The organism is Thermus caldilimi (genome assembly GCF_004684245.1).
Taxonomy (GTDB): Bacteria; Deinococcota; Deinococci; order Deinococcales; family Thermaceae; genus Thermus; species Thermus caldilimi.
Genome location: NZ_CP038452.1, coordinates 1,422,426 through 1,438,129, shown reverse-complemented (window position 1 = coordinate 1,438,129; position 15,704 = coordinate 1,422,426). Strand labels below are relative to the sequence as shown.

Below are 15,704 nucleotides of genomic sequence, written 5' to 3'. Positions count from 1 at the left end.
GCATGAGCGTTTCCTTGACGGCAGCTTTTTTAGCGGGGGTGCTTTCCTTTCTCTCCCCTTGCGTCCTTCCCCTGGTGCCCACCTACCTCTTCTACCTGGGGGGAGAGCGGGGGCGCCCCCTTTTCAACGCCCTTTTCTTCGTGCTGGGCTTTGGGGTGGTCTTTTTCCTCCTGGGTTTGCCTTTTACCCTGGTGGGCGGGCTCCTGTTTGAGCACCGCCAGACCCTGGCCCGGGTAGGGGGGGTTATCCTGATCCTCTTCGGCCTCTACATGCTAGGCCTGAGGCCTAGGTGGGGGGTAAACCTCCGTTACGAGGGGGAGACGGGGCGCCCCTTGGGGGCCCTGCTCCTGGGAGCCAGCCTGGGCTTGGGCTGGACCCCTTGCATCGGGCCCATCCTGGGAGCCATCCTCACCCTGACAGCGGTGGGGGGTGGGGTGGGGCTTCTTGTGGCCTATATCCTGGGCCTGGCGGTGCCCTTTTTGTTGGTGGCCCTTTTCGCCGACCGGCTTAAGGGGTGGCTGAGGCGAGCCGGGCGGCTTTCCCACTACGTGGAGTTGCTGGCGGGGGTGGTGCTCCTTGTGGTGGGGGTTTTGCTGGTCACAGGGACCTACACCGCCCTGAACTCCTTTTTCCTCCGGATTACGCCGGAGTGGCTGCAGAAGAACCTGTAGGGGTGAGGGAACCTCAGGGGTCTTTTCCTCTAAGAGGGACGAATGGCCCTCGAGGATACCCCTAAACTGGTATAGGCATGTTGCTTCGCTTGCAGGGGATCTCCAAGCGCTTCGGCCGGGACTGGGTGGTCCGGGACCTTTCCTTTACCCTGGAGCGGGGGGAAGTGGTGGCCCTCTTGGGGCCCAACGGCTCGGGGAAGACCACCCTCTTGCGCCTCATGGCCGGGCTTCTCAAGCCCACCCGAGGGCAGGTGGAACGGATGGGCAAGGCTCTTTTCCTGCCCAACCCCCCAGCCTTCCACCGCCACCTTACCGCCCGGGAGCACCTCCTTTACGACCTGGCCTTCCACCACCAGGGCAAGGAACCTGAGGAAGCCTTGGATCGCTTTGGGCTGCCCGGGGACCTTCCCCTTTACGCCTTCTCCAGCGGCATGAAGAAGAGGCTTGCCTTGGCCCGGCTTACCCTTCTCTTCCCTGACATCTGGCTATTGGACGAGCCCGAGACCGCCTTGGACAAAGGGGGGAGGGAGCTTCTTCTTGCTACCTTGGCCGAGGCCCGGAAGAAGGCGGGGGTGGTGATGGCCACCCATGACCGCACCTTGGCCGAGCGGGTGGCGGACCGCACCCTGGAGCTGGGGGTGGCATGAAGCTTCCCGTGGAAGGGTGGCCCGAGGCTGCCGGCCAAGGTAGGGTAGGGATGGTGCGCCGGGTGGTGTTGTTGGCTCTAAGGGATCTTCGCCTCGAGGTGCGTGACCGCGCGGGGCTTCTTTCCATCCTGGCTTTTTTTGCGGTGATGCTCTTCATCATGGCCTTGGCCTTGGGGCCAGAGGAGGAGCCCTTGCGCCGGGCTGCCCCCGGGGTGCTCTGGGTGGCCTTGGCCTTCGGGAGCACTCTCCTTTCCACCCGGGCCTTTGCCCTCGAGGTGGAAGAGGGCACCTTGGACGACCTCCTTCTGGCTCCCGGGGGCAAGGAGTGGATCTACTTCGGCAAGCTTCTTTTCCAGATGCTCCTTCTCCTGCCCCTGGCCGCCCTTGCCCTTTTGATGGCGGCGGGCCTCTTCTACCTGCCCTTGGAGCGCCTTTTCCCTCTCTTCCTGACCCTGGTCCTAGGGGTTTTGGGCTACGCCAGCGTCGCCACCTTTTACGCCGGCCTCCTGGCCCGACTTCGGGGACGAGAGGCGCTTTTGCCCCTCCTCCTTTTCTCCTTGGTGGTCCCCGTGGTCCTGGCCTCGGTACGGGCCACCACGGGCCTGGCGGAGGGCCTTCCCCTGGCGGAGATCTCCGATTGGTGGCAGCTTCTTTTGGTCTTTGATGTGGTCTACCTCTCCGCCAGCGCTCTCCTTTTCCCGGTGGTGATGGAAGGTTAGGTTTGGCGGTATGGAGGCCACAGATTTTTAACCCTTTCCTTGGCTATGCTAGGGGTCGTGGAGGTACAAGCATGCTGAAGGTTGCGCAACCCGACCGCCCGGACGCCCTCACCTGGGTTTTCTTGGGGCTGGGGCTTCTGCTCCTCCCCGTGGGGCTCTACCTGGCCCTTTCCGCTCCCCCCGACGTGAACCAGGGGTATCTGGCCCGCATCATGTACCTGCATGTGCCGGGGGCCTGGCTTGGCTATCTGGCTTTCTTCGTCACCTTCCTCTACTCCCTCCTTTACCTCTTTCGCCAGGATCCCCGGTACGACCGGGTGGCCAGCGCCAGCGCGGAGATCGGTCTGGTCTTCATGGGGCTGGCCCTGGTGACGGGGATGCTGTGGGCCCGGCCCACCTGGGGGGTCTACTGGACCTGGGAGCCCAGGCTCACCACCACCGCCATCCTCTTCGCCGTTTACGTGGGGTATTTCCTCCTTAGAGGGGCCATAGAGGACCCCGAGCTCAGGCAGAAGGCGGCGGCGGCGGTGGGCATCCTGGGCTTCATCAACGTGCCCATCAGCTATATGTCGGTGAAGTGGTGGCGGAGCCTGCACCAAACCCAGTCCATCGACCTCACCACGGGGAAGATCCACATGGACCCCGCCATGCTCCAGGCCCTCCTTTTTAACCTCTTCGTCTTTACCCTCCTTTACCTGGGCTTCGTGCGCTTTCGCTCCCTGCTGGCCGCTTTGGAGGCCAGGAAGGAGGAGGCGTGAGCGAGGTCTTCGTTACCTGGGTCTATGCCCTCACCTACCTCACGGTCTTTGGCTACCTGGCCTACCTCTTCTGGCGCTACCGGAGGGCGAAATGAGGGCCAAGTACCTGATCGGGCTTGGGGTCATCCTGGGGGCTTTGGCCTACCTCATCTTCGGCGGTCTGGGGCAGAACCTGGTCTACTTCCTTACCCCCTCCGAGTACCTGCAGGACCAGGGGCGCTACCAGAACCGTCCCGTGCGCCTGGGGGGCTTGGTCAAGCAGGGCACCGTGCACTACGACAAGGATCAGCTGGAGCTTCGCTTCGTCCTCACCGATGGGGTGGCGGAGGTGCCCGTGGTGCACAAGGGCACACCCCCGGGCATGTTCAAAGAGGGACAGGGGGTGGTGGTGGAGGGCCGCTTCCGGGACGGGGTCTTCCAGGGCACCAACCTCCTGGTGAAGCACTCCGAGACCTACCAGGCGCCCAAGGCGGGCTGGACCCCAGAGGAAGTGCGCAAGCTCATTGAGGAGGCCAAATGACCCCTGCTCTGCTGGGCAACCTGGGCGTCAGCCTGGCCTTAGCCTTTAGCCTTTTGGGCTTGGCCCTTTCCCTTCTCGCCTACCAGCAGGGGGATGGGCGCTTCCTAAAGGGGGCTAGGGCTTTGGTCCTTCCCACCTTCCTGGCGGCCTTGACGGCCTTTTTCGCCCTGGAATGGGCCCTTCTCACCCACGACTTCAGCCTGGCCTATGTGGCCCGCAACCACTCCACCCAGGATCCCCTCTGGGTTACCCTGGTGACCCCCTGGGCGGCCCTCGAGGGGAGCATCCTCCTTTGGGGCCTGCTGCAAACCCTCTACACCCTTTTGGCCAGCCGCAAACCCCTGGATTCCTGGCGGGCCTCCTTAGTGTTGGCGGTGCTTTTCGGCGTCCAGGTCTTCTTCTTCGGGGTGATGGCCACCATCGCCAGCCCCTTCCAAACCCTGCCCAACCCGCCAGCGGATGGCAATGGGCCTAATCCCCTCTTGCAGAACCATTGGATGATGGCCGTCCACCCGGTCCTCATGTACTTGGGCTTTGTGGGCTTGAGTGTGCCCTTCGCCTATGCGGTGGCGGCCATGGTGGTGCGCCGTTACCAGACCTGGGTGGGGGAGACCCGGTGGTGGACCCTGATCGCCTGGGGTTTCCTCACCGCCGGGAAGGTGGCGGGGATGTGGTGGAGCTACGAGGTCCTGGGCTGGGGTGGGTACTGGGCCTGGGACCCGGTGGAAAACGCCAGCTTCATCCCCTGGCTGTTGTCCACCGCCTTTTTGCACACCGCCATCGTCCAGGAGACCCGGGGGGCCTTTAAAGCCTGGAACTTCGCCTTCGTCACCCTGGCCTTCGCCGCCACGGTGCTCGGCACCTTCCTCACCCGGAGCGGGGTGATCCAGTCGGTCCATGCCTTTGCCGAGGGGCCGGTGGGGCCTGCTTTTTTGGGCTTCTTCCTCCTGGTGACTGGCTTGGGGCTCGGTCTTCTTTCCCGGGTCAGCCGGGAGGTACGGGACACCGCGGTTTTCCGACTCCTTTCCCGGGAAGGGGCTCTTCTCCTCGGGGCCTTTTTCTTTGCCGGATGGGCCTTGGTGGTGGTGCTCGGCACCTTTTACCCCCTTGTGGTGGAGGCCTTCACCGGGGCTAAGGTGAGCGTGGGGGCCCCTTTCTTCAACCAGGTTTCCGCTCCCCTGGGGGCGGGTATCCTCCTCCTCATGGGGATAGGGCCCATTTTGCCCTGGCGGAGGCTTAGAGCGGAGGTTTTCCGAAACCTCTACGTGCTCCTCGCTGTCCTTCTCTTGGGTACCCTGCTTGGCCTTCTTCGGGGTTACACCTTCGGGGCTTCCTTGGCGGTGGGGCTTTTCCTCTACAACACCGCCGCCATCCTTCTCCTGGTGCGGGAGGGGGTGCTGGCCCGCCTTAGGGTGGGACTTTCCCCCTGGGGGTTTTTGGAAAACCGCAGGCGGGTGGGAAGCCTGTTGGTCCACTTCGCCGTGGCCCTCCTGGCTCTTGGCATCGCCTTCAGCCAGACCTACCGCCTGGAGAGTGAAAAAACCCTTTACCGCGGGCAGGCCTGGGAGGTGGGCGGAGTGCGCATGGAGTTCCTGGGGGTGCGGGCCTTGGACGAGGGAAGGCGGTTTGCCGTGGAGGCTTCCTTGCGCACGGACCGCTTCGGGGAGGTGCGGCCCAGGCTTCACTTCTACCCGCAGATGAACTCCCCCTTACCGGCTCCTAAGGTGATCTACACCCCAGGCAACGACTACTATTTCCTCCTCATGGACTTTGACCGGGAGAAGGGGGAGTGGGCTTCCATCCGCCTTATCGTTACCCCCCTGGTCTTCTGGATGTGGGTAGCGGGGGGGCTTCTGGCCCTGGGAACCCTGTACATCCTTTGGCCAGCGGCCAAACAAGAGGAGGTTAGGGGGGTGAGCCCAGCGTGAGGTTTCCCGCAGGGAACAGCTTGAGGAGCTGGCTATGGCTCCTCCTGGTCTTGGCCCTGGGGGGCCTTTTCTACTGGGGCATGCAACGAAATCCCAAGGAGCTTCCCTCGGTGCTGGCCCAGGAGCGCCGTCCTGCCCCGGACTTCACCCTGCCGGTGCTTCCCCCTTACCAAAAGGAATGGGGGGAAACCTTCAAGCTTTCCGACCATCTCGGTGGGAAGCCTATCGTGCTCAACTTTTGGGCCAGCTGGTGCTACCCTGCTTGCTACGAGGAGGCTCCGGTCCTCGAGGCCACCTGGCGCCGCTATAGGGACCGGGCACTTTTTGTGGGCATCAACACCCAGGACAAGGAGGGGGATGCGTTGCGCTTCATAGAGCAGTTTGGCCTCACCTTTCCCCAGGTCTTTGACCCCAGGGGCCGGGTGGGGGTGGACTACGGGATGTACGGGGTTCCGGAGACCTTCGTTATCGACCGGGAGGGCCGGGTGGTGGTCCGCCACGCCGGGTCCATCGACCAGGCCACCTTGGAGCAATACCTGAAGGAGGTGTTGCCATGAGGGTTTGGGCGCTTTTGTTCTTTCTGGCCCTAGGGGCTTGGGCCCAGGAAAACCCAGCTTCCCCACCCCCCGATCTCTCCCCCGAGGTCTTCGCCATCGCCCGGGAGCTTCGTTGCCCCGTGTGCCAGGGGGAGTCGGCGGCGGAGAGCAACTCCGGGGTGGCGGTGGAGATGCGGCGGATTATCGCCGAGATGCTCCAAGAAGGGAAGACGGAGGAGGAGATCAAGGCCTTCTTCGTGGACCGGTACGGGGAGTGGATCCTCTACGAGCCTCCCAGGCGGGGAGTGACCCTTTGGGTCTGGGTGTTGCCGGTTTTGGGGCTGGTCCTTTTGGGCTTGGGGCTTTTCGCCTACTTTCGGCCCAAGAAACCCCTGCCCCCTGAGCTCCTGGAGGAGGCGGAGCGCCGGCTTAAGGAGCCTCCCGCATGATGGCCACCCTTATCTTTCTGGTTCTGTTTTTTCTTGGTCTCTACTTGGCTTTAAGGCCTCTTCGGGGGCCCCAGGAACCCTTCCCCGAGCCTCCCCGGCGGGAGGAGCTTCTTAGGGAGCTCGAGGTCCTGAAGGAGGAGGTGAAGAGCCTGGAAGGGGAGGAGAAGAAGCTGGCCATGGCCCGGTTGGTGGAGCTGGAACGGGCCTTGGACGGTTGGCGCCCCCCCGAGCCTCGTCCCTTCAATCCCTGGCCCGTGGCCCTGGCCTTGGGGGTGGTGGTCCTGCTGGGAGTGGGGCTTTGGCGCTTCACCTTGCCCAGGCTTCCCGGGGAGACCACGGTGACCGCCCGGGCCGAAGCCCGGGAACTTAAGGCGCTTCAGGACAAGGCCAGGCGCACCGGGGAGGTGGCGGACCTCCTGGCCTGGGGAAGGCGGGCCTATGAGCTCAAGGCCTTTGACCAGGCGGCGGAGGCCTACCTGGCGGTGCTTAAGAAGGATCCCACCAACATTGAGGCCGTGCGGCGGGTGGGGATCCTCCTCTTCATGGGGGGGCGGCTGGAGGAGGCCCAGATGTTCTTGGAAATCGCCCAGCACGCTGACCCCAAGGCCGCGGAGGGCTGGCTTTTCCTCGGGAACATTTACTTCCAGAAGGGCCAGGCGAAGGAGGCCATCGCCGCCTGGGAAAAGTATCTGGAGGTGGGCGGGGAGGCCAGGGAAAGGGTGGAGGGCCTCATCGCCATGGCCCGCGCCCAGGCCCAGGGGGGAACGGATGGGAAAACGGTCTACCAGGCCCGTTGCGCCGCCTGCCACGGAACCGAGGCCCAGGGGGGAGTGGGGCCCAGGCTTAAGGGAAACCCCATCCTGAAAGCCCCGGAGGCGGTGAGGGAGATCGTGCTCAAGGGCCGGGGCCAGATGCCGGCGGTGCCCTTAAGCGAGGGGGAGCTGAAGGCCCTTCTGGACTACCTATCTGGCCTATGAGGCGGCGAGACCTTGTCTTCTACATCCCGGTGGCGGTGGCTGGGGGGTTTTTCCTCTGGCTTGGGGTGCGCACCTATAACCTCCGCTTCCGCCCAAGGCCCGGGGTGGGAGAGCCCACCTGGAAGGAGGGGCCGAAGGTGGCGGTGGCCCGGCGGGGGGAACTTGCAGTGTGGCAGGCGAAGCCCTTTGAGTACCCCTTGCCCCTAGGGCCCTTGAAGGCCTTCCTCCTCCGCCTGCCCGAGCCGGTTTTGGGAGGGCTTTCCCTGGGGGAGGAACACTACCTGGCCTTAAGCCGCATCTGCACCCACCAGGGGTGCACCGTGAACTATGTGCCCGATCCCGAGGCGGCCTCTATCCTCTACAACGTGCGCCTTGAGAGGCCCTTTTTGGGCTGCCCCTGCCACTTTGGGGCTTTTGACCCCCTCCTTGGGGGGAAGGCGGTGTACGGGCCCCCTCGCTACCCCCTGCCCCGCCTGCGCCTCGAGGCGGAAGGGGATACCCTCTACGCCACGGGGCACGAGGTGCCCTTGAGGCCCATGGAGGGTTCTTAGTCCGCAAGCCGTACCCGCACGAAGCGGTCCTTCCCCCGCTGGAGTATGCGGGGGCGGGAGAGGTCCACCTCGAGGCCCGCATCCTCTATAAGCTCTCCATCCAGCCTCAGACCCCGGTTCTGGATGAGCCTTCGGGCCTCGGCGTTGGAAGGGGTGAGGCCCGCCAGGGTGAAAAGCCTCGCCACCCAGATGCGCCCCTCCTTGAGCTCGGAAGCGGGGATGACCACCTCGGGGATGTTCTCGGGAACGGCTCCCTTGGCCACCTGGTCGTAGCGGGCCTCCGCCTGGCGTACGGCTTCCGGCCCGGCCTCCTTGTCCTTGCCCAGGGCTTCAAAGCTGTAGCCAAGGCTTTCGTAAAAGGCCCGGTCCATGCGGGCAGGGATGGTGGGGAGGGCGTAGGCGGCGGTGAGGAGGCGGGCCAGGACCCGGTGGGCGGGGACGGGACCCGCCTTTAGGAGGGTTTGGATCTCGGCCTCCTCCAGGTCGGTGAGGAGGCGGAAGTAGCTTTCCAGAAGGGCGTCAGGCACCCACATGAGCTTCTTGAACATCACCTCAGGGGGCTCCGCCACCCCAATGTAGTTGTCCAGGCTTTTGCTCATCTTCTCCCGCCCGTCCAGGCCCACCAAAAGGGGCATGAGGAAGGCCACCTGGGGGGGCTGGCCGTAGGCTCGTTGCACCTCCCGGCCCACCAGGAGGTTGAACCGCTGGTCCGTGCCCCCCATCTCGATGTCCGCGCGGATGGCCACGGAGTCGTAGGCCTGGGCGAAGGGGTAGAGGAACTCGTGCAAGGAGATGGGGATGCCCTTCTCGTAGCGTTTCTTGAAGTCCTCCCTCTCCAGCATCTGGGCCACGGTCATGAGGGAGGTGAGGCGCACCACCTCCTTGAAGGTGAGGCCTTCCAGCCACTCGGAGTTGTAGCGGAGCTCAAAGAGGTGGGGTTGCTGCCTCAGGATCTTTCCCGCCTGCGCCACGTAGGTTTTGGCGTTTTCCCGGGTCTCCTCCAGGCTCAGGGGTGGGCGGGTTTTGCTCCGGCCCGAGGGATCCCCGATCATGCCCGTGAAGTCCCCGATGATGAGCACCACCTTGTGCCCAAGCTCCTGGAACTGGCGCATCTTGCGTAGAACCACCGCATGCCCCAGGTGCAGGTCGGGCCGGGTGGGGTCGGCTCCCAGCTTGACCACCAGCGGACGGCCCTCCTTTAGCTTTAGGAGGAGTTCCTCCTCGGGGATGATCTCCTCGGCCCCCCGCTTGAGGAGGGCTAAGGCTTCTTCCGGAGAAGGCTTGGTGTCGGCGCCTGCCATGAGCCCAAGTATACTTAAGGCAATGCGGACCCTGCTCCTTTTGGCCCTCCTGGCCCTTGGCCTTTATTGGTATGCGGAGCGGTATGGCCTGGCCGTGGGCTACCCACCCTTCCTGCCGGTCTTCTACTGGAAGTACACCGGGGAGGCCCAGTACCCCATCCGGGTGAGCGGCCTTTACGATGCGGTAAAGGTCAAGGTGTCCGGGGACCTCGAGGAGGGCCGGCTCTCCGTGGCCTTGTTCCGGGAGGGGCGTTCCCTGGGGGAACGGATCTTCGCCGGGAGCTTCCAGGAGGAGCTCCGCTTCCCCGTAAGCCCGGGGGAATACCTCCTCCGCTTCCAGCTTCAAGGGGCCAAGGGCCGGGTGCGCTACGACTGGATCACCACCAAGTTTGCTCCTTGAGGCGGGGTATGCTACACTTAGGCCTGGTCTGCCCCTAAGGGGCACGAGGGGAGAACGATGGCGCAGAAGAAGCCCAAGAGGAACCTTTCCGCTCTGAAGCGGCACCGGCAGTCTTTGAAGCGCAGGCTTCGCAACAAGGCCAAGAAGTCGGCTATCAAGACCTTGAGCAAGAAGGCCGTGCTTCTGGCCCAAGAGGGCAAGGCCGAGGAAGCCTTGAAGATCATGCGCATGGCGCAGAGCCTCATCGATAAGGCGGCCAAGGGGTCCACCCTGCACAAGAACGCCGCTTCTCGGAGGAAGTCGCGCCTTATGCGCAAGGTGCAGAAGCACCTCTCTGCGGTGAGCGCCTAGGAGGGAGGGCATGGGTAAGGGCGACCGTCGCACCCGTAGGGGCAAGATCTGGCGGGGCACCTACGGCAAGTACCGTCCGCGCAAGAAGAAGTAGGACCCCCTCCTTAGGCGAAGCCAGGGGGCAGGATCCTTGGAGGCCGAGGGCCTAGGGGGTTTCCGCTAGCTGCCCTCTTCTTTTCCCATCTCCCAGGTGAGGTCCCTCAGGAGCCATCCCCGGCCCAGGGGGGCGAGTTCCCCTGAGGCCAGGGCCTGCACCAGGTACCGGCGCACCAGGCCGATGGGCACTCCCGAGGCGATCACCTCTCCCAGGTTGCGGGTGCCGTCCAGGAGGGCCTGAAGCTGGCCGAACTCCTCCAGGGTCTTACCCTTCCTTCCCTGGTACTTGATCCTTAGGGCGAACCAGGCATAGCGGCGAAGGGGGTAAAGGTCCCCTTCTCTGACCCCCATGTAGGCCCTTTCCATGGCGATGAGGAGGGGAACCTGCCAGGTCTTGGCGGCCGCCCGCACGCTTTTCCCCCCCTGGAAGACCTCGTAGGGAGGCTTGGGCCGGATGGCCTCGAGGACCCGGCTGGGCGAGTCCACCAGGGTGCGGAACCGGTCCCACTCGTCGTTGACCCGGGCCCACTCTCCCAGGAGGGTGGAGAAGGGCATGAGGGGTTTGTCCGCGGCGGGCGGGGTTACCCCGAAGCGGAAAACCCCCTCCTGGGGATGCAGGGGGAAACTGAAGAGGGCCTCGAGGCCTTCCCAGTCCAGAATGGCCGCCCCCACCACCTCTCCCCCGGCGAAGCGCAGGGAAAGGGGCAGGGAGCCCACGGAGAGCTCCAGGACTCCAGAGCGCCGGTGGCCGTGGATCAGCTCTAAAAGCTCCACAAGAGGGATGGCGTTCAGGTTTCCTTCCAGAAATATCCCTCCCCTATGCCCAAGATTAGGGTACGCCCCTCGCCCCGGTAGCCCCCCAGGGCCTTCGCTACCTCCTCCAGCTCATCCTCCCGGGACAAGGCGGCCACGGTGGGACCCGCTCCCCCCACAAAGGCTGCCAGGGCCCCAGCTTCTAGGGCAGCTTCTATGGCCTCCGGCATCCCCGGCATCAAGTGGGCGCGGTGGGGCTGGTGGAGGCGATCCCGGCAGGCTTCCCGTAGGGCCTCGAGCTTTCCTGAGTAGAGGGCAGCAGGCCAAAGGGCACTACGGGCCAAATTGAACACCGCATCCTTTAAGGGAACCTTCTCGGGCAAGGCTGCCCGGGCCAGGGGAGTGGGCACTTCATAGGGGGGTATGGCCAGGACAAAGTAGACCCCTTGGGGCCTGGGAAGGGGGATGGCCAGGGGGGGATCGGCCAGGGCGGCCACGAACCCCCCGTAAACTGCCGGAGCCACATTGTCGGGGTGGCCTTCCAAGCTGGCTGCCACCTGGAAAACCCCTTCCCGCCCCAGCCTTCCCCCGGAGTGCTGGTCCGCCAAAGCTACCCCGGCTACCAGTGCGGCGGAGGAGCTTCCCATCCCCCTGGCCAGGGGGATGGGGTTGAAGGCCCGGATGAGGAGGGGTTCAGGATGCAGGCCTAAAGCCCTCATCCCTGCCCGGTAACCCTGGTGGATCAGGTTGTCCTTGCCCTCCACCCGGCCTTCCCCCTCGTAGTGGAAGGCGTCCTCCCCTGCGGGCTCGGCCTCCACCTCCAGGTAGAGGTCCAAGGTCACCCCCAAAGCGTCAAACCCCGAGCCCAGGTTGGCCAGGGTAGCGGGGACGTAGAGGCGGGTTGGATGATCCATAAGTTCTACACCGCCCCCAGAATACCAAGAGCTTTCTGGGCTACCTTGGGGCCATGATGGCGGCCTATTTCTAGTCCCCTAGATGAGGGGCGGGGCGCCTTCGCCTGAGGCCAGGGCCTTGCGTGCCCGGGGCAGGGCCTCGGCCACCTCGCGGGCGAGGAGGCCAATCCCCTTTTCCTCCGCCAGGAGATCCCCCGCCAGGCCGTGGAGGTAGACCCCAAGCCGGGCGGCGTCAAAGGGGGAAAGGCCCGCCGCCAAAAGGGCAGCGATGGCTCCTGCGAGCACATCCCCCGTTCCCCCGGTGGCCAGGGCGGGGTTGCCGGTGGGGTTCACGGAAAGGCGGCTTCCCTGGGCCACCACGGTGGGGTTCCCTTTGAGGACAACGGTGAGCCCCGTGCGTTCCGCCAGGGCCCGGGCGGCCTGCAGGGGATCCCTGGCCACCTCTTCCGGGGGCATCCCCAAAAGCCTTCCCGCTTCTCCCAAATGGGGGGTGAGGACGGTGGGTACACCCGCCTTGCGGTAGGCCTCGAGGACCTCGGGGTGCAGGGCGTCCGCGTCCAGCACCGTGGGGAGCCGGGCTTCCAGGGCCTTCAGGGCCCACTCCCGGCCCCAAGGCCCTCCGCCCATCCCCACCGCCAGGGCCTCCACCCGCATGGACGGCAAGGCAGGAGCCTGGACGGGGTGGAAGACCGCCTCGAGGGGCTCTAAGGGAGTGCCTTCGGGAGCCACCAGGTGCACCAACCCCGCCCCCATGCGGTAGGCCCCCAGGGCGGCCAAGACCGGGGCCCCGGCGTAGCGGAGGCCCTCCCCCCTAAACCCTCCCAAAACCCCCACCCGGCCCACGCTTCCCTTGTGGGCGGTGAGGGGCCGCTTGGGCAAGAGGGGGAGAAGCCCTTCCGGCGTGGCGATCTCGGGAAGATCCTCCCGTTCCAAGAGGACTTTGGGCAGGCCGATGTCCGCCAGGAAGAGTCGCCCGCAGGCTTCCCGGTGGAGGAGATGGGGTGTTTTGAAGGCGGCGAAGGCCATGGTGGCAGAAGCCCGCACATGGGGGGTAAAGGGAAGCCCGGAGGGCAGGTCCAGGGCCAAAGTGGGAAGCCCGGAAGTGTTCATCCGATCCACCAAACCCGCATGGAAACCCTCTAAGGGGCCTTTCAACCCGGTACCGAAGAGGGCATCCACCAGCACTTCCTCCCGGTTCCAGATGGCCTCCTCGAGGGGGCGGATCTCCAGGCCGTGGGCCTCGAGGGCCCTTCGGGCAAAAAGGGCATCCCCACCCTGCCCTTCGGCGGCAAAGACCCGCACCGGCACCCCGGCCAGGTGGAGGTGCCGGGCCAGGACCAGCCCGTCCCCGCCGTTATTCCCTTTGCCCGCCAGGACCACGGCGGGGCGGTGACCGAAAAGCTCCTGGTAGACCCGGGCCGCCTTCATCCCCGCCCACTCCATGAGGAGGAGGCTGGGGTAGCCCATCTCCACCGCCTTCTGATCGGCTTCCCGCATGGCCTCGGGGGTGAAGAGCCTCATGGCTTCCAGGATACCCCGGGGTTACCATGGCGGTATGGAGCGCCTAGAGGAGGCGAGGGAAAGGCTAAGGGCCGCCCAGAGGGTAGCGGTCCTGACGGGGGCGGGCATTTCCAAGCCCTCGGGGATTCCCACCTTCCGCGATGCCGAGGGGCTTTGGAAGGAGTTTAACCCCCTGGACTACGCCACCCCGGAGGCCTATGCCAGAAACCCGCAAAGGGTTTGGGGGTGGTACGCCTGGCGCATCGCCAAGGTGCGGGAGGCCCGGCCCAACCCGGCCCACCGGGCCCTGGCGCGCTTGGAGCAGGAGGTCTTGGCCAGGGGAGGGGCCTTCCTCCTGGTCACCCAGAACGTGGACGGCCTCCACGCCCTGGCGGGAAGCCGGAACCTGGTGGAGCTCCACGGAAACATCCTGCGGGCCCGCTGTGAGGCGTGCAGGCATCGCTTCTTGCTCCCCGACCCTTTCACCCCTCCGCCCTTCTGTCCCCTTTGTGGGCATAGGGCCCGGCCTGACGTGGTCTGGTTTGGGGAATTCTTACCTGAGGGAGCCTGGGAGAAGGCGGAAAAGGCCTTTGCCGAGGCGGATGTGGCCCTGGTGGTGGGCACCAGCGCTGAGGTGGAACCCGCGGCCTCCCTGGGGCGCATTGCCTTCACAGGCGGGGCTTACCTGATTGAGGTCAATCCCGAACCCACCTCCCTTACCCCCTTGGCCCACCTCTCCTTGCGGATGGGGGCGGTGGAGGGCTTGCAGGCGCTGGGATATGGGGAGAGCGGAACGCATCCTTCGGCTTCTGGCTGATCTGGCCACCCTGGCCCGGGGGGGAGTGGTGGCCCTGGTTCTCCTCCGGGTGGGGGAAGGACCCGAGACCTTGGCGGGGGTGGTGCGCCTTTTGCTTCTGGGCTGGACCCTGGATGTGCTGGACGGCTGGCTGGCCCGCGCCTCGAGGCGGCCTTCGCTCCTGGCGGCCTGGGATTATCCCTTGGACGCCGGGCTTGCCTGGGCAGGCTTGGCCTATCTGGTCGGGGCGGGGCTGGTGCCGGAAGGTTTCGCCTGGAGTTGGGCGGTGGGAAGTCTGGTCCTCCTCCTTCGCTATCCCAAGAAAAGCCTTTCCATGCTCCTGCAAGTACCGGCTACCTTCGCCCCTTTCTACTACGCCCAGAAGCTAGCTCCAGAGGCCTTTCGGGAAGCTGTGGCCTGGGCTCTCCTCATGCTCCTTCTGGACGGGAGGCGGTTTTTGGGTGTCGTCCAGGAGTTTCTGGAGGACGCCGGGCTTGGTTTGGGGGTGCGCCCCAGGGGCCGCCCTTAGCCCTCCTCCCTGCGCCCGCGGAAGACCAGGCGGAAGGGCACTTCCTTAAGGCTCAGGTCCTCGCCGATGCGGTTTTTCAGGTAGTTCTCAAAGGCCCGGGTTACGAACTCCGGATGGTTTACGAAGAAGATGAAGGTGGGTGGGGCCACTTCGGGCTGGGTGGCGTAGAAGATCTTCAAGGGTTTGCCCTTGAAGTTGGGAAGCTGCACCTTCGCCGTCCACACGGAAAGCCAGCGGTTGAGTTCGGCGGTGGGGATGCGGGTGTGGTTGAGCTCGAATAGGCGCACCGCCTCGCTGAGGATCTTATCCAGGTTCTGCCGGGTGAAGGCCGAGGTGTGCACCCGGGGAAGATGCTCCAGGTGGGCGAGCTTTTCCTTAAGCGCCCGCCGCACCTTGGGGGCTTCCTCCTTCCCCACCAGGTCCCATTTGGTGACCACGAGGAGCACGGGCTTGCCCGCTTCCAGGGCGTGGTTGGCCAGCTTGAGCTCCCGGTCCCCCACCTGGAACGGGTCTACGACCAGAAGAGCCACGTCGGCTTCCTCTATCGCTTTAAGGCTCCGCCTGATGGCCAGCTCCTCCACCAGGGTTTCCGGGCGCTTGCGGATGCCGGCGGTGTCCACCAGGACGAAGGGTTGGCCGCGGAAGGTGAAGTGCACGTCGATGGCATCCCGGGTGGTGCCGGGCTCCTCCGACACGATGACCCGTTCCTCCCCCAGGATGGCGTTCAGGAGGCTGCTCTTCCCGGCGTTGGGCCGCCCCACGAGAGCCAGCTTGATGGCCACCACCTCGGGCTCGGACTCAATGTGGCGTACGGGGAGCTTCTTCCAGATGGCCTCCAGGAGGTCCTCGAGGCCTCTTGCATGCTCACTGGAGGTGGGGATGGGATCGCCGAAACCCAGGGCGTAGAGGGGGCCTAGGTAGTGCTCGTGCTTGGGATCGTCCACCTTGGTGGCCACCAGGATCACGGGCTTTCCCTTCTTCCGCAGGTACTCCGCCACCTCATGGTCCGCCTGGGTGAGCTCCGAGCGGCCGTCCACGGCGAAGAGGACCACCTCGGCGTCCTCCAAGGCCCGGTCCACCTTCTCCTGGATCTTCCGCTCCCACCTATCTCCGGACCAGAGCCCTCCGGTGTCCACCAGGAGGAAGCGCCCCCGGTCCGTTTCCACCACGCCCTCCTTGAGGTCGCGGGTGACCCCGGGCACGTCGGCCACCACCGCGCTCCTTTTCCCCAGGAGGCGGTTGAAGAGGCTGGATTTGCCCACGTTGGGCCTGCCCACGATCACGACCTTGTGCATCTTCACCCCAGCA

General features: G+C 65.2%; 20 protein-coding genes. 15 read left to right on the top strand and 5 right to left on the bottom strand.

What is annotated here, in order from left to right; all coding sequences use genetic code 11:
* Positions 1-2 precede the first annotated feature (2 nt).
* From ccdA to EBI04_RS07360, 10 genes are all read left to right on the top strand, one after another.
* Positions 3-671 carry a cytochrome c biogenesis protein CcdA gene (gene ccdA, locus EBI04_RS07405; protein WP_135256925.1) on the top strand — a complete coding sequence of 223 codons (669 nt, stop codon included), beginning with the start codon at positions 3-5 and terminating at the stop codon, positions 669-671.
* Between the two features lie 77 nt (positions 672-748).
* On the top strand, positions 749-1,318 hold the full coding sequence (locus EBI04_RS07400; protein ID WP_135256924.1) for an ABC transporter ATP-binding protein: 570 nt from the start codon (positions 749-751) through the stop codon (positions 1,316-1,318).
* Complete coding sequence (locus EBI04_RS07395) at positions 1,315-2,037, top strand: heme exporter protein CcmB (RefSeq protein ID WP_167481915.1); 723 nt, start codon at positions 1,315-1,317, stop codon at positions 2,035-2,037. Before EBI04_RS07400 ends, EBI04_RS07395 begins: the two co-directional genes overlap by 4 nt.
* Before the next feature lie 71 nt (positions 2,038-2,108).
* Positions 2,109-2,795 carry a cytochrome c biogenesis protein CcsA gene (ccsA, locus tag EBI04_RS07390; protein ID WP_135256923.1) on the top strand — a complete coding sequence of 229 codons (687 nt, stop codon included), beginning with the start codon at positions 2,109-2,111 and terminating at the stop codon, positions 2,793-2,795.
* Between the two features lie 91 nt (positions 2,796-2,886).
* Entirely contained in the window at positions 2,887-3,315 is a 429-nt protein-coding gene (gene ccmE / locus EBI04_RS07385) for a cytochrome c maturation protein CcmE (RefSeq protein ID WP_135256922.1), read from the top strand.
* On the top strand, positions 3,312-5,243 hold the full coding sequence (locus EBI04_RS07380; protein ID WP_135256921.1) for a heme lyase CcmF/NrfE family subunit: 1,932 nt from the start codon (positions 3,312-3,314) through the stop codon (positions 5,241-5,243). The genes ccmE and EBI04_RS07380 overlap by 4 nt, the downstream gene beginning before the upstream one ends.
* A gap of 20 nt (positions 5,244-5,263) precedes the next feature.
* Positions 5,264-5,800, top strand: coding sequence for a TlpA family protein disulfide reductase (locus EBI04_RS07375; RefSeq protein WP_135257908.1), 537 nt, complete (start codon positions 5,264-5,266; stop codon positions 5,798-5,800).
* Complete coding sequence (locus EBI04_RS07370) at positions 5,797-6,228, top strand: cytochrome c-type biogenesis protein (protein ID WP_135256920.1); 432 nt, start codon at positions 5,797-5,799, stop codon at positions 6,226-6,228. The genes EBI04_RS07375 and EBI04_RS07370 overlap by 4 nt, the downstream gene beginning before the upstream one ends.
* A complete protein-coding gene (locus tag EBI04_RS07365; RefSeq protein ID WP_135256919.1) occupies positions 6,225-7,205 on the top strand; it encodes a c-type cytochrome in 981 nt (326 codons plus the stop codon). Before EBI04_RS07370 ends, EBI04_RS07365 begins: the two co-directional genes overlap by 4 nt.
* The gene (locus tag EBI04_RS07360; RefSeq protein ID WP_135256918.1) at positions 7,202-7,756 is read left to right on the top strand and encodes a Rieske 2Fe-2S domain-containing protein; all 555 of its coding nucleotides are present in this window, start codon (positions 7,202-7,204) and stop codon (positions 7,754-7,756) included. The genes EBI04_RS07365 and EBI04_RS07360 overlap by 4 nt, the downstream gene beginning before the upstream one ends.
* Here EBI04_RS07360 and tyrS read toward each other — a convergent pair.
* Entirely contained in the window at positions 7,753-9,057 is a 1,305-nt protein-coding gene (gene tyrS / locus EBI04_RS07355) for a tyrosine--tRNA ligase (RefSeq protein WP_135256917.1), read from the bottom strand. The genes EBI04_RS07360 and tyrS overlap by 4 nt on opposite strands.
* Before the next feature lie 22 nt (positions 9,058-9,079).
* On the opposite strand from tyrS, the gene EBI04_RS07350 reads away from it, so the two are divergent.
* From EBI04_RS07350 to EBI04_RS07340, 3 genes are read left to right on the top strand one after another with little or no spacing between them, the layout of a single operon-like run.
* Positions 9,080-9,457, top strand: a complete 378-nt coding sequence (locus EBI04_RS07350; RefSeq protein ID WP_135256916.1) for a hypothetical protein — start codon at positions 9,080-9,082, stop codon at positions 9,455-9,457.
* Positions 9,458-9,514: 57 nt separating this feature from the next.
* The gene (gene rpsT / locus EBI04_RS07345; RefSeq protein ID WP_135256915.1) at positions 9,515-9,808 is read left to right on the top strand and encodes a 30S ribosomal protein S20; all 294 of its coding nucleotides are present in this window, start codon (positions 9,515-9,517) and stop codon (positions 9,806-9,808) included.
* Between the two features lie 10 nt (positions 9,809-9,818).
* Complete coding sequence (locus EBI04_RS07340) at positions 9,819-9,902, top strand: 30S ribosomal protein THX (RefSeq protein ID WP_008632889.1); 84 nt, start codon at positions 9,819-9,821, stop codon at positions 9,900-9,902.
* Between the two features lie 65 nt (positions 9,903-9,967).
* On the opposite strand, the gene EBI04_RS07335 is transcribed toward EBI04_RS07340, so the two are convergent.
* From EBI04_RS07335 to EBI04_RS07325, 3 genes are all read right to left on the bottom strand, one after another.
* A complete protein-coding gene (locus tag EBI04_RS07335) occupies positions 9,968-10,708 on the bottom strand; it encodes a DUF4388 domain-containing protein (protein WP_135256914.1) in 741 nt (246 codons plus the stop codon).
* Complete coding sequence (gene thrB / locus EBI04_RS07330; protein WP_135256913.1) at positions 10,693-11,571, bottom strand: homoserine kinase; 879 nt, start codon at positions 11,569-11,571, stop codon at positions 10,693-10,695. Before thrB ends, EBI04_RS07335 begins: the two co-directional genes overlap by 16 nt.
* A 78-nt stretch (positions 11,572-11,649) precedes the next feature.
* Positions 11,650-13,092, bottom strand: coding sequence for an NAD(P)H-hydrate dehydratase (locus EBI04_RS07325; RefSeq protein ID WP_135256912.1), 1,443 nt, complete (start codon positions 13,090-13,092; stop codon positions 11,650-11,652).
* 34 nt (positions 13,093-13,126) lie between these two features.
* Here EBI04_RS07325 and EBI04_RS07320 point away from each other — a divergent pair, with 34 nt between their 5' ends.
* Together EBI04_RS07320 and EBI04_RS13510 are read left to right on the top strand one after the other, a co-directional pair.
* A complete protein-coding gene (locus EBI04_RS07320) occupies positions 13,127-13,888 on the top strand; it encodes an SIR2 family NAD-dependent protein deacylase (protein WP_135256911.1) in 762 nt (253 codons plus the stop codon).
* The gene (locus tag EBI04_RS13510) at positions 13,851-14,396 is read left to right on the top strand and encodes a hypothetical protein (RefSeq protein ID WP_240695261.1); all 546 of its coding nucleotides are present in this window, start codon (positions 13,851-13,853) and stop codon (positions 14,394-14,396) included. The genes EBI04_RS07320 and EBI04_RS13510 overlap by 38 nt, the downstream gene beginning before the upstream one ends.
* On the opposite strand, the gene der is transcribed toward EBI04_RS13510, so the two are convergent.
* Complete coding sequence (gene der / locus EBI04_RS07305) at positions 14,393-15,691, bottom strand: ribosome biogenesis GTPase Der (RefSeq protein WP_135256910.1); 1,299 nt, start codon at positions 15,689-15,691, stop codon at positions 14,393-14,395. The genes EBI04_RS13510 and der overlap by 4 nt on opposite strands.
* Positions 15,692-15,704: the final 13 nt, after the last annotated feature.